Below are 12901 nucleotides of genomic sequence, written 5' to 3' on the forward strand. Positions count from 1 at the left end.
TGCCGCGCGTGCTGCTGCTGCGGCGGGCGCGATCGGAAGCGGAAAGATGCAACTGGCCGGCGAAGCGCGCGGTGGTGTCGTCATCCTCGACGCCGGCCTGCATCACATGCGAGCCGCGATGCGCCTTGCCCTTGTGGGCGGCGCCCTTGTCGGCTTCGCGCGCGGGCGCGGCGGGCTTGGGATGGCCGTGACCATGCCCGTGGCCCTTGGCCTTGCCGGCATCGTCCAGCGCCACTTCCGCAGCGGCGGCGGCTTCGGCCGCGGCGCGCTCGGCGGCTTCCTTTTCGCGACGGCGGATTTCCGCCAGTTCTTCGGCACGCTGGCGATCCTGCTCGGCCAGCGCCTGCTGTTCGGCCTGGTTGCGCGCGCGTGATTCTTCCAGCTTGCGCAGGATTTCGGCGCGCTCGGCATCGGTCTCGCCAGCGGCTGCGCCACGGCGCGCGTCGTCGCCCGGCTTCAGGGTGATCTTCTTGCGCACCACCACGTCGATGGTGCTGCTGCCGCTGCGACCGGTCTTGCCGCTGCCGCCAACGGTGATTTCCTGCTTGCGGCTGCGAATGAGCGTGGTCTTGCCGGGCGCGGCAACGCCATCCGGCGAGGTTTCAGTCTTGCCGTGCTTGCGCTTCAGGTAGCCCTGCAGCTTCATCTTTTCCGTGCTGGTAATGACCTGATCGGGGCTGTTGAAGCTCATGCCGGCTTCGGTCAGTTGCTCCAGCAGTTTCTCGACCGGCGTGTTGACCAGTTCGGCGAGCTTGCGGATTGTGGTTTGCTGCGACATTCGGTTTCCGGTGTCTTTGGTCGCCACGCATGGCGACCGATATCGGGGGATTGTAGGGCGGGCCGCGACCCGCCGCTTGGCTTACTCGAACCAGTGCTTGCGCGCTTCCATGATGAGGGCGGCGGCGCGCTCGGCGTCCATGCCCTCGACATCCTCGATTTCGTCGGTGGCGGCTTCGGCCAGTTCTTCACGGGTGCGGATGCCGCGCTCGGCCAGCGCATACGCAGTGGACTCGTCCATGCCATCCAGTGCGAGCAGGTCTTCGGCTGGCTGGTGTTCTTCCAGACCCTCTTCCACCGCCAGCGCGTCGTTCAGCAGGGCGTCGCGGGCGCGCGAACGCAGTTCCTCGACGATGTCCTCGTCGAAGCCCTCGACCGCCAGCAGTTCGCCGACCGGCACATAGGCGATTTCCTCGACCGTGTTGAAGCCTTCGGCCACCAGGATGCCGGCGATTTCCTCGTCCACTTCCAGCTTGTCCATGAACAACTGGCGGGCTGCGGCCTGCTCGGCCTCGGACTTGGCCTGCACCTGGTCGGCGGTCATCACGTTGAGCTGCCAGCCGGTCAGGCGACTGGCAAGGCGCACGTTCTGGCCACCACGGCCGATGGCCTGCGCCAGCTTGTCTTCGGCAACGGCCAGATCCATCGAATGCTTGTCCTCATCGACGATGATCGACTGCACTTCCGCCGGGGCCATCGCATTGATGACGAACTGCGCCGGGTTGTCGCTCCACAGCACGATGTCCACGCGCTCGCCGTTGAGTTCGTTGGTAACGGCCTGCACGCGCGAGCCGCGCATGCCGATGCAGGCACCGATCGGATCGGTGCGGTTGTCGTGCGCCTGCACCGCGATCTTGGCGCGGTCACCCGGATCGCGTGCGCAGCCCATGATCGAGACCAGACCCTGACCGACTTCCGGCACTTCCAGCTTGAACAGTTCCATCATGAACTCGGGCGCGGCGCGGCTGATGAACAGCTGCGGGCCACGCGGCTCGCTGCGCACGTCGAACAGGTAGCCGCGCACGCGGTCGCCGGTGCGCAGCACGTCGCGCGGGATGCCCTTGTCCTTGGCGATGATGGCTTCGGCATTGCCGCCAAGGTCAACGTAGATGTTGCCGCGCTCGACGCGCTTGACCACGCCGGTGACCAGTTCGCCCACGCGATCCTTCCACGCATCGACCACCTGCGCGCGCTCGGCTTCGCGCACGCGCTGCACGATCACCTGCTTGGCAGCCTGGGCTGCGATGCGGCCGAAGTCCGGGTTTTCGATCTGCTCTTCGATGTAATCGCCAACTTCGACTTCGTCGCTTTCGTCCAGCGCGTCCATCAGGCGCACCTGGCGATCGGGCGATTCCATCACCACGTCATCGGCCACCACTTCCCAGCGGCGGAAGGTTTCGTAGCTGCCGTCCTTGGGGTCGATCTGCACGCGCACCAGCACGTCCTGCTCCGCGTAGCGCTTCTTCGCCGCAGAGGCCAGCGCCGCTTCGATCGCTTCCAGGATCACCGATTCCGGCACGCCCTTTTCGGCTGCAACCGCATCGACGACAAGCAACAGTTCCTTGCTCATGACCGCTTACTCCAGGTCGGACGGCTGCTTGGCCGCCGCGTTGTTGGTTGGGTTCTTCTTCGCCGCCGGCTTCTTGCCGGAAGCGTCTTTTTTCGAGTTCGACTTCTGCTTGCCGGGCCGCACATCGCGCCCCGACTTGTCCACGGCCGGTGCCAGCCCGAGAGCGGCCCAGTCCGGCACCAGTTTTGCCTTGTCGATGTTGGCGGCATCCACGACGAGTTCATTGCCATCGACATCGAACACCACGCTTGTGCCTTCGACCCGCAGGATCGCGCCCTGCAGGCGGCGACGCCCGTCCTGCGGCAGCTTCAGCGTGACCTTGGCGGTCTCGCCGGTGAAGCGCGCGAACTGCGCCGCGCCAAACAGCGGGCGGTCGAGGCCGGGCGATGACACTTCCAGCGTGTAGTTGCCGCTGATCGGGTCTTCCACGTCCAGTTGCGCCGACACCTCGCGGCTGACCGCTTCGCAGTCGTCGATGCCGACGGCACGCTCGGTTTCAGCTTCCGGCACGTCGATGTACAGGCGCAGCACCGCGCCACCCGGTGCGGGCAGGTATTCGATGCCGAGCAGTGCAAGCCCCAGCGCGGAAACGGTGGGCGAAAGCAGCTCGGCGATTTCGGTGGCCTTGTCTGTCACGTGCGTGTCGTACTTGGGAAACGAAAAATGCAAATAAAAAAACCGGAAACGAAAAAGGGCCCGAGAGGGCCCTTGTCCGATGACGCTGGAGTGCGAAACCCGGGAACAGTCGGATTTCGCGAGCCCGAGCCCGTTGCCGAAATCTTCGGCATCGAAACTTGGTAGCGGGGGCAGGATTTGAACCTGCGACCTTCGGGTTATGAGCCCGACGAGCTGCCAGACTGCTCCACCCCGCAGCAGAAGCGGAATTATGACGACATGCGCGGTTGGGTGCAAGCCCACGAGGATGAACAAGCCTCAAGGCTCGTCATTCAGGCGAACGCCTGCTGGCACCACGCCATCAGCGGGCTCCAGAAGATGCCCAGCACCAGCAGGCCCAGCGCGTTCACGCCGAACACCAGGCGCAGCACGCGGTCATCGCGCGGCGTCACCGGCGCACCAGCGGGTTCGTCGAAATACATGACCTTGATGACGCGCAGATAGTAGAACGCACCGATCACCGCGCAGACCACGCCGACGATGGCCAGCCACAGCATGCCGCCCTCGACGGCCGCGCGCAGCACCGCCAGCTTCGACCAGAAGCCGATCCACGGCGGCACGCCGGCCAGCGATGCCATCACGCACATCACCATGCCCGCCGTCCACGGGTCGCGCGCGTTCAGGCCCTTGAAGTCATCGATGTTCTCGGCTTCGAATCCCTTGCGCGACAGCAGCACGATGCCGCCAAACGCCGCCGCCGCCATGATCGCGTAGCTGATCGCGTAGAACATCGCCGCTGCGTGCCCCGCTGCGCCGCCACCGGCAAGACCGAGGAACAGGGAGCCGACGTGCGAAACCGTCGAATAGGCCAGCATGCGCTTGAGGTTGGTCTGCACCAGCGCGATCAGGTTGCCGACGACCAGCGACAGCGCCGCCAGCACGGCCAGCATCGGCTGCCAGTATTCGCCCAGCGCGCCCGCGCCCATGTCGAGGATGCGGATCGCCATCGCGAACGCAGCCAGCTTGGGCGCGGAACCGATGAACAGGGTGATCGGGGTCGGCGCGCCGTGGTACACGTCCGGCAGCCACATGTGGAACGGCGCGGCACCGAACTTGAAGGCGATGCCGGCAACCATGAAGGCCACGCCGGTCACCAGCATCAGCGGCTGCGCCACCGTGGGCGCGGTGACGCCGATGACGGCCAGATCGACGCTGCCGGTTGCGCCATAGACCAGCGACATGCCGTACAGCAGCATGCCCGAGGCCAGCGCACCCAGCACGAAGTACTTCATCGCCGCTTCGGAAGCCAGCGGGCTGTCGCGGTCAACGGCAACCAGCGCGTAGGAACACAGCGCCAGCATTTCCAGGCCCAGATAGACCATCACCAGGCTGCCGGCGGAGATCAGCAGCATCATGCCGAGCACCGCGAACAACACCAGCACCGACACTTCGCCCTTGTACAGGCCGCGCTCGCGCAGGTACGGCCAGACGTAGAGCAGCGCCACCGCCGACACCGCGCACACGCCGACCTTCAGCACGTCGGCCATGCCATCGCGCACGAACATCCCGGCCAGCACGGTGGCATCACCGCCGCCAACGCCAGTGGCGACCAGCACCGCAACCAGCACCAGCGCGGCCACAGCCAGCAGATGGGTGATGACGCGCTGCTTCTCGCCAAAGAACAGGTCGAGCATCAGCACCGCGAACGCGGCACCCAGCAGCACCAGCTCCGGGATCAGCGGCAGCAGCTCGGCGGCGGGCGGCATGGCGAGGGAGGCCTGCATCGTCGTCATTTCCTCAGAGTTTCGTCGCGGCGAGCTGGCTCGCCAGTTGCGCGATGGACGGCTCCATCAGGTCGGTCAGCGGCTTGGGCCAGATGCCCAGCAGCAAGGTGCCGATGGCGAACACGCCCAGCACGATCCATTCGCGTGCATTGATGTCGGTGAGTTCGGCAACGTGGGCATTGCCGACATCGCCCCAGATCACCCGCTTGGTCAGCCACAAGGTGTAGCCGGCACCGATGATGAGGGTGAAGGCGGCGGCGAACGCCACCATCGGCTGGTACTGGAAGCTGGCAAGGATGACCATGAACTCGCCGACGAAGCCGGACGTCCCCGGCAGGCCGGAATTGGCCATCGCGAAGAACACCCAGAACAACGCAAACCACGGCATCACGTTGGCAACGCCGCCGTAGTCGGCGATCTGGCGGCTGTGCATGCGGTCGTACAGCACGCCAACGCAGGAGAACATCGCGCCGGACACGAAGCCATGCGAAATCATCTGCACCATCGCGCCCTGCAGGCCGAGCTGCGCGCCATCCATGTTGCCGGCATCACGCACCAGTGCGAAGGCTATGAAGGTACCCAGCGTCACGAAGCCCATGTGCGAAACCGACGAATAGGCGATCAGCTTCTTCATGTCGTCCTGCACCAGCGCGACCAGGCCGACATAGACCACCGCGATCAGCGACAGCGCGATCACCAGCCATGCGTATTCATGACCGGCATCCGGCACGATCGGCAGCACGAAGCGCAGAAAGCCGTAACCGCCGATCTTCAGCATGATCGCAGCCAGGATCACCGAGCCCGCAGTCGGCGCTTCGACGTGCGCGTCGGGCAGCCATGTATGCACCGGGAACATCGGCACCTTCACCGCGAACGCGGCGAGGAAAGCAAAGAACAGCCACGTCTGCTCGGTCATGCCCAGCGGCAGCGCGGCCATGTCTGCCAGCTGCCAACTGCCGCCCTTCAGGTACAGATAGACCAGCCCGACCAGCATGAACACCGAGCCGAGGAAGGTGTAGAGGAAGAACTTGACCGATGCATACACCCGGCGCGGGCCACCCCAGACGCCGATGATGATGAACATCGGGATCAGCATGCCTTCGAAGAAGACGTAGAACAGGATTGCATCCAGCGCGCTGAACACGCCGATCATCAGGCCTTCGAGGATCAGCAGTGCGGCGTAGTACTGGCTGACGCGCTTGTCCACCGCGCCCCATGCACCGATCAGGGTCAGCACCATGGTCAGCGTGGTCAGGCCGATCAGTGCCAGCGAGATGCCGTCCGCACCAATGTGGTACTGGATGTCGTAGGCCGGGATCCATGCCCACTGCTCGACGAACTGCATCGCCGGGTTTGCCATCTCGAAGCCGGCGAACAGCGGGATGCTGAGCGCGAACGTCGCCAGCGCGAACGCCAGCGCCGTCCAGCGCGCGGCCTGCGGACGTGTGTTGCCCGCCAGCAAAGTGAACACGCCGCCGAGGATCGGCAGCCAGATCAACAGACTGAGCAGGGGCCAGTGGGTCACGCTTGCGGTATCCATCAGGAAGTCGGTTCGGGCTTACTGCCAGTAGTGCCTGAGCAGCGCCAGCAGCGCGACCAGGCCCAGGATCATGGCGAAGGCGTAGTGGTACAGGTAGCCGGATTGCAGCTTGCGGGCCAGCGAGGCGACCAGGCCGACAAGGCTGGCGCTGCCGTTGACCGCAACGCCGTCGATCAGGCGGGTGTCGATTTCGCGCGAGAGCTTGCCCAGCTTCACGCCACCGCCGGCAAGGCCGCTGATCCACAGCGTGTCCATGCCGTACTTGTTTTCGAGGATGCGGATCGGCAGGCGCAACGCATGCGCGACCCTGGCCGGCAGCTCCGGCTTCCACCAGTACATCACCGTCGCCAGCGCGAAGCCAGCCACCACCAGCCAGAACGCGGGCGCGGTGAAACCGTGCAATGCAAAGGCGACCGGGCCGTGCCACATCTCTTCCTTCAGGAAGGCCATCACGTCATGCGTGGACAGCACCTGGATTGCACCCGCGAAGAACGGCGTTGCTTCGTGATGACCGCCCATGTCGGTGCCGAACAGCATCGGACCGGCGGTGAAGTAACCGATCAGGATCGACGGGATCGCCAGCAGGATCAGTGGCAGCGTGACCACCCACGGTGACTCATGCGGCTCGTGTACGCCGTGGTGACCGTGGCCGTGGTCGTCGTGATGCGGGTCGTGACCGTGACCGTGATCGTCATGCGCATCGCGGAAGCGTTCCTTGCCGAAGTAGGTCATGTACAGCAGGCGGAAGCTGTAGAACGAAGTCACGAACGCGCCCAGCAGCACCGCCCAGTAGGCATAGGTGCCCACCCAGCCGGCACCTGCCGCGCCGTGCTTGGCGGCTTCGATGATGGTGTCCTTCGAATAGAAACCGCTGAAGAACGGCGTGCCGATCAGCGCCAGCGTGCCGATCACGCTGGTCCAGAAGGTGACCGGCATGTACTTGCGCAGGCCACCCATCTTGCGCATGTCCTGCTCGTGGTGCATGCCGATGATGACGCTGCCGGCGGCCAGGAACAGCAGCGCCTTGAAGAAGGCATGCGTCATCAGGTGGAACACCGCGGCGGAGTACGCCGACACGCCCAGCGCCACCGTCATGTAGCCAAGCTGCGACAGCGTGGAATACGCCACCACGCGCTTGATGTCGTTCTGCACCATGCCGATCAGGCCGGTCCAGAACGCGGTGGTCGCACCGATGAACAGGATGAAGTGCAGCGCCGTTTCCGACAGCTCGAACAGCGGCGACATGCGCGCCACCATGAAGATGCCGGCGGTCACCATCGTTGCCGCGTGGATCAGCGCGGAGATCGGAGTCGGGCCTTCCATCGAATCCGGCAGCCAGACATGCAGCGGCACCTGCGCCGACTTGCCCATCGCGCCGATGAACAGGCAGATGCAGATGATCGTGGCCACCGACCATTCATGGCCGACGAAGATCGACACCGTAACGCCTTCAATCGCGCTCTTGTTGGCGAAGGCCGTGGCGTAGTCCAGCGTGCCCAGCCAGTACAGCACGCCACCGATGCCCAGCAGGAAGCCGAAGTCACCGACGCGGTTGACCAGGAAGGCCTTGAGGTTGGCGAACACCGCGCTGGGCTTCTTGAACCAGAAACCGATCAGCAGGTACGACACCAGGCCCACTGCTTCCCAGCCGAAGAACAACTGCAGGAAGTTGTTGCTCATCACCAGCATCAGCATGCTGAAGGTGAACAGCGAGATGTAGCTGAAGAAGCGGTGGTAGCCGTCGTCTTCGGCCATGTAGCCGATGGTGTAGATGTGTACCAGCAGCGAGACGAAGGTGACCACCACCATCATCATCGCGGTCAGCTTGTCCACCATGAAGCCGACGTGCGCCGCATAGCCGCCGGTCTGGAAGAAGGTGTACAGGTTCTGGTTGAACGGTTCTGCGCCGTGCAGCAACTGCCACAGCACATGCGCCGACAGCGCGCAGCTTGCGGCCACGCCGAGGATGGTGACGGTATGCGCGCCGGCACGGCCGATCTTCCTGCCGAACAGGCCGGCCAGGATGCTGCCCAGCAGCGGCAGCAGCACGACCAGCAGGAGTTGGGTCTTGGAGAGAAGCATTCCGTCAGCCCTTCAGCGTGTCGATGTCCGCAACGTCGATCGTGCGGCGGTTGCGGAACAGGGTGACCAGGATCGCCAGGCCAATCGCGGCCTCGGCGGCGGCCACCGTCAGGATGAAGAACACGAAGATCTGCCCCACCGCATCACCGTGGGCACGCGAGAACGCCACGAAGTTGATGTTCACCGAGAGCAGCATCAGCTCCAGCGACATCAGCAGCATGATCACGTTCTTCCGGTTCAGGAAGATGCCGGCCACGCTGATGCAGAACAGCACCGCGCCCAGCGTCATGTAATGGCCAAGGCTGAGGCCAGTCAGGATGCCGCTCATGGCGTGCCCTCCCCTTCCTGCACGGGCGTGGGCGGCAGTTCCGCCGGCATGCTCACCATGCGGATGCGATCCTGCGCGCGGGTACGCGCCTGTTCGGAAGGATTCTGGTGGCGCGCACCGGGGCGACGGCGCAGGGTCAGCATCACCGCCGCGATCACCGCCACGGTCAGGATCACCGCCGCGACTTCGAACGGCAGCATGAAGCCGGTGAACAGCGCGCGTGCCAGCCACGTGGTGTTCGGCACGTCGCCGGCATCAGCCAGCGGCGTGTCGGTGGCTGCGCGCACGCCGATCAGCACCAGCATCTGCACCAGCATCACCACCGCCACGACCAGCCCGACCGGCAGGTAGCGCACGAAACCCTCGCGCTTGGGCGCCATGTCCACGTCCAGCATCATCACCACGAACAGGAACAGCACCATCACCGCGCCCACATAGACCAGCACCAGCACGATGCCGAGGAACTCGGCACCGCCGACGATCCAGGTGCAGGCCACCGAGAAGAAGGTCAGTACCAGCCACAAGGTGGCGTGTACCGGGTTGCGTGCGCTGATGGTGGCCAGCGCGGCAACCGCCGCAGTGGCGGCGAAGGCGATGAAGGCAAGGGTCGGGAAATCGAAAGCCATGTCAGTCCTGCCTCAACGGAACGGCGCGTCGGCGGCGCGGCGCTCGGCGATTTCCGCCTCGAGGCGATCGCCGATGGCCAGCAGCTGCGGCTTGGTCACGATGTTCTGGCCGCGCCGGTCGAAGTGGTATTCGTGGACATGCGTTTCCACGATGGAATCCACCGGGCAGCTTTCCTCGCAGAAGCCGCAGTAGATGCACTTGAACAGATCGATTTCGTAGCGCGTGGTGCGGCGGGTGCCGTCCTCGCGCTGCTCGGAATCGATGGTGATCGCCAGCGCCGGGCACACCGCTTCGCACAGCTTGCAGGCGATGCAGCGTTCCTCGCCGTTGGCATAGCGGCGCAGCGCATGCACGCCACGGAAGCGCGGCGACTGCGGGGTCTTTTCCATCGGGTACATCAGCGTGTACTTGGGACGGAACAGGTACTTGAACGTCAGCCACAGGCCACCAAGCAGTTCCAGCAGCAACAGGCTCTTGAAGTAGGAAACGATTCTGCCCATGGTCTTACTGCCCCGCCTGCAGGATGCCGAAATAGACCAGCAGTGCGGTCACCGCGATCCAGGCGATGGTGATGGGAATGAACACCTTCCAGCCCAGCCGCATGATCTGGTCGTAGCGGTAGCGCGGGAACGCGGCGCGGAACCAGATGAAGCAGCTTGCGAAGACAAACACCTTGGCGAGCAGCCACCACCAGCCGTCCACCGACAGGAAGGGAATACCCCAGCCCTGGAACGGCGACAGCCAGCCACCCATGAAGAAGATCGCGGTCAGGAAGCTGACCAGGATCATGTTGGCGTATTCGGCCAGGAAGAACAGCGCGAACTGCGAACCCGAATACTCCACCATGTGGCCGGCGACGATTTCCGATTCGCCTTCCACCACGTCGAACGGCGCGCGGTTGGTTTCGGCCACGCCGGACACGAAATACACCACGAACAGCGGCAGCAGCGGCAGCCAGAACCACTCAAGGAACCCGGCATTGCCGGACTGCGCCATCACGATCTCGGACAGGTTCAGGCTGCCGGCGGCGATCATCACGCCGACCAGCGCAAAGCCCATCGCGATTTCGTAGCTCACCACCTGCGCAGCGGCACGCATCGCGCCGAGGAAGGCGTACTTCGAGTTGGACGCCCAGCCGGCAAGGATGATGCCGTACACGCCCAGCGAGGTCATCGCCAGCAGGTACAGCAACCCGGCGTTGGCATTGGACAACACCAGTTGCGCATCGAACGGCACCACCGCCCACGCGGCAAACGCCGGCACCAGTGCGATCAGCGGCGCAAGCCGGAACAGGAAGGGATGCGCCACGGCAGGCTGCAACACCTCCTTGAACAGCAGCTTGAACACGTCGGCGAAGGCTTGCAGGATGCCCCAGCCGACGTACATCGGCCCGTGGCGAACGTGCATCCAGCCGATCAGCTTGCGCTCCCACACCACGTAAAACGCGACGGTCACGATCACCGGCACGGCGATGGCAAGGATCTTCAGCACGATCCAGACCAGCATGCCGATCTCGCCGAACGACAGCAGCATGTCGCGCAGCGGTTCGATCACATGCGTCATCAGCGGATTGATGCTCATGCGCGTGCAACCTCCACGCGGGTAGATGCCGCAAGCGGCGCGGTTGCCCCAAAGCCGGTTTCAACCCAGACGCAGCCCGGTGCGACGCGCGCATCGACCACGACCTGCAAGGTGGCATTGCCGCTGCCGGTGGACAGCTTCGCCATCGCGCCATCGCTGATGCCGGATGCGGACGCATCGGCGGGATTCAATGCCACGCACGGCCCGCCATTGAGCGGATGCGCCTGCAATGCCTCGGCGCGGCGGGTCACCGCATCCACGCGGTAGATCGCCTGCGAGGCCACGACTTCAAGGCCTTTCTCGTCACTCCCGCGAAGGCGGGAGTCCATGGACGTTTGTGCAACAGCAAGGGCAACGTCCTTGGGTTGGACAGCCATTCGGCTGTCAGACGCGGCACGCCTACGCGGGAACGACGCCATCGAAGCACGCAAACCCGCCAGATCGGTGAAGCCAAAGCCGCCGAGCTGCAACTCGTCCGCCAGCGCGCGCAGCACGCGCCAACCGGCATGCGCCTGCCCCGGCAGCTTGCCGGCGACGGAGGCGAACTGATCCACGCCATCGAGATTAGTCAGGGTGGCATCGACTTCCGGCAGCGCGCCGATCGGCAGGATCACGTCGGCCACGCGGCGGGTGCTCTGGCAGGCGAACTGGCTGAACGCCACCACCTGCGCACTGCCCAGCGCCTTCAGCGCGGTCAACTGGTCGGCGAAATCCAGACCCGGCTCAATGCCGTACAGCACATAGGCCGAACGCGGATCGCGCAGCATCGCCTGCGCGTCGCGCGCGGTCGGCAGCACGCCGTGGCGCGACAGGCCCAGCGCATTCGCGCCCTGCGGGATGCGGCACAGCTTCGCGCCCTTCGCGGCGGCGAAATCGGCAGCGGCCTTGCGGATGGCAGCGGCATGCGGGCCGTTTTCGGCCACACCACCGACGATCACCGCGACGCTGCCGGCATCGCCCAGTTCGATCTTGCCGATGGCGGCGGCAAGCTGCGACGGCGCGACGATCTGCTTGCCTGCAAGGGCGAAAGTGAAGTCGAAATCGACCGGATTGACGACGTGGATCTTCGCACCGCGCTTGCTCGCCTTGCGCAGACGCTGGTGCAGCAGCGGCACTTCAAAACGGACGTTGCTGCCGATCACGACGATGGCGTCGGCCTGCTCGATCTCCGCGACCGGCATTGCGAAGGCTTCGGCATGCGCGCCGTCGGTCAGGTCAAGCTGGCCGATGCGATGGTCGATGTTGCCGCTGCCCAGTGCTTCGGCCATGCGCGCCAGCAGCGCGCCTTCCTCGTTCGAGGTGGCCGGGTGCGCCAGCACGCCGAGCTTGTCGCCCGCGTGCATTCCGTTTGAATGCTGGCGCAAAATTTGCGCGGCCTTTGCCAGCGCTTCATCCCAGCTTGCTTCGCGGAAGCCTTCGCCGTCGCGGATGAGCGGCACCGTCGCACGGTCATCGGCATACAGGCCTTCGTGCGCATAGCGGTCGCGATCCGACAGCCAGCACTCGTTCACCGCTTCGTTGTCGCGCGGCACGCTGCGCAGGATGTCACCGCGGCGCACGTGGTGGAACAGGTTGCTGCCCAGCGCGTCGTGGTAGCCCAGCGACGGGCGCGCGGTCAGTTCCCACGGGCGCGCCTTGAAGCGGAACACCTTGTTGGTCAGCGCGCCCACCGGGCACACGTCGATCACGTTGCCGGACAGCTCTGTGGTCAACGGCTTGCCGTCGTAGGTGCCGATCTGCAGGTTCTCGCCACGCTGCATGCCACCCAGTTCATAGGTGCCGGCGATGTCCGCGGTGAAGCGCACGCAGCGGGTACACTGGATGCAGCGGGTCATCTCGGTGGCGACCAGCGGCCCCATGTCCTCGTCAGCGACCACGCGCTTGCGCTCGACGAAGCGGCTGACCGAGCGGCCGTAGCCCAGCGACAGGTCCTGCAATTCGCACTCGCCGCCCTGGTCGCAGATCGGGCAGTCCAGCGGGTGGTTGATGAGCAGGAA

General features: G+C 65.0%; 10 protein-coding genes, 1 tRNA gene and 1 pseudogene. All 12 read right to left on the minus strand.

What is annotated here, in order from left to right; translation table 11 throughout:
* Positions 1-13 precede the first annotated feature (13 nt).
* Positions 14-778 (minus strand): annotated as a pseudogene (locus QM612_RS03690) (translation initiation factor IF-2 N-terminal domain-containing protein); the annotation flags it as partial.
* A gap of 81 nt (positions 779-859) precedes the next feature.
* Positions 860-2347 carry a transcription termination factor NusA gene (gene nusA, locus QM612_RS03695; RefSeq protein WP_415252542.1) on the minus strand — a complete coding sequence of 496 codons (1488 nt, stop codon included), beginning with the start codon at positions 2345-2347 and terminating at the stop codon, positions 860-862.
* Positions 2348-2353: 6 nt separating this feature from the next.
* Positions 2354-2983, minus strand: coding sequence for a ribosome maturation factor RimP (gene rimP / locus QM612_RS03700; RefSeq protein ID WP_415252543.1), 630 nt, complete (start codon positions 2981-2983; stop codon positions 2354-2356).
* Positions 2984-3142: 159 nt separating this feature from the next.
* Positions 3143-3219: transfer RNA gene (locus tag QM612_RS03705), tRNA-Met, on the minus strand.
* 75 nt (positions 3220-3294) lie between these two features.
* A complete protein-coding gene (gene nuoN, locus QM612_RS03710) occupies positions 3295-4755 on the minus strand; it encodes an NADH-quinone oxidoreductase subunit NuoN (protein WP_415252544.1) in 1461 nt (486 codons plus the stop codon).
* Positions 4756-4759: 4 nt separating this feature from the next.
* Positions 4760-6271 carry an NADH-quinone oxidoreductase subunit M gene (locus QM612_RS03715; RefSeq protein ID WP_415252545.1) on the minus strand — a complete coding sequence of 504 codons (1512 nt, stop codon included), beginning with the start codon at positions 6269-6271 and terminating at the stop codon, positions 4760-4762.
* 33 nt (positions 6272-6304) lie between these two features.
* A complete protein-coding gene (gene nuoL / locus QM612_RS03720; protein WP_415252546.1) occupies positions 6305-8368 on the minus strand; it encodes an NADH-quinone oxidoreductase subunit L in 2064 nt (687 codons plus the stop codon).
* A 4-nt stretch (positions 8369-8372) separates the two neighbouring features.
* Positions 8373-8696 carry an NADH-quinone oxidoreductase subunit NuoK gene (gene nuoK, locus QM612_RS03725; protein ID WP_415252547.1) on the minus strand — a complete coding sequence of 108 codons (324 nt, stop codon included), beginning with the start codon at positions 8694-8696 and terminating at the stop codon, positions 8373-8375.
* The gene (locus QM612_RS03730; protein ID WP_415252548.1) at positions 8693-9322 is read right to left on the minus strand and encodes an NADH-quinone oxidoreductase subunit J; all 630 of its coding nucleotides are present in this window, start codon (positions 9320-9322) and stop codon (positions 8693-8695) included. Before QM612_RS03730 ends, nuoK begins: the two co-directional genes overlap by 4 nt.
* Before the next feature lie 12 nt (positions 9323-9334).
* Positions 9335-9823, minus strand: a complete 489-nt coding sequence (gene nuoI, locus QM612_RS03735; RefSeq protein ID WP_415252549.1) for an NADH-quinone oxidoreductase subunit NuoI — start codon at positions 9821-9823, stop codon at positions 9335-9337.
* A 4-nt stretch (positions 9824-9827) separates the two neighbouring features.
* A complete protein-coding gene (nuoH, locus tag QM612_RS03740; RefSeq protein WP_415252555.1) occupies positions 9828-10886 on the minus strand; it encodes an NADH-quinone oxidoreductase subunit NuoH in 1059 nt (352 codons plus the stop codon).
* Between the two features lie 14 nt (positions 10887-10900).
* On the minus strand, positions 10901-12901 hold a 2001-nt coding region (nuoG, locus tag QM612_RS03745), incomplete at its 5' end, for an NADH-quinone oxidoreductase subunit NuoG (RefSeq protein WP_415252550.1).

Source organism: Thermomonas sp. (genome assembly GCF_047606765.1).
Lineage (GTDB): Bacteria > Pseudomonadota > Gammaproteobacteria > Xanthomonadales > Xanthomonadaceae > Thermomonas.

What these genes read in the sequence shown, in the direction of transcription:
- nusA (WP_415252542.1), bottom strand. Translation starts at nt 2,347, where the DNA reads ATGAGCAAGGAACTGTTGCTTGTCGTCGATGCGGTTGCAGCCGAAAAG.
- nuoN (WP_415252544.1), bottom strand. Translation starts at nt 4,755, where the DNA reads ATGACGACGATGCAGGCCTCCCTCGCCATGCCGCCCGCCGCCGAGCTG.
- nuoL (WP_415252546.1), bottom strand. Translation starts at nt 8,368, where the DNA reads ATGCTTCTCTCCAAGACCCAACTCCTGCTGGTCGTGCTGCTGCCGCTG.
- nuoK (WP_415252547.1), bottom strand. Translation starts at nt 8,696, where the DNA reads ATGAGCGGCATCCTGACTGGCCTCAGCCTTGGCCATTACATGACGCTG.
- QM612_RS03730 (WP_415252548.1), bottom strand. Translation starts at nt 9,322, where the DNA reads ATGGCTTTCGATTTCCCGACCCTTGCCTTCATCGCCTTCGCCGCCACT.
- nuoI (WP_415252549.1), bottom strand. Translation starts at nt 9,823, where the DNA reads ATGGGCAGAATCGTTTCCTACTTCAAGAGCCTGTTGCTGCTGGAACTG.
- nuoH (WP_415252555.1), bottom strand. Translation starts at nt 10,886, where the DNA reads ATGACGCATGTGATCGAACCGCTGCGCGACATGCTGCTGTCGTTCGGC.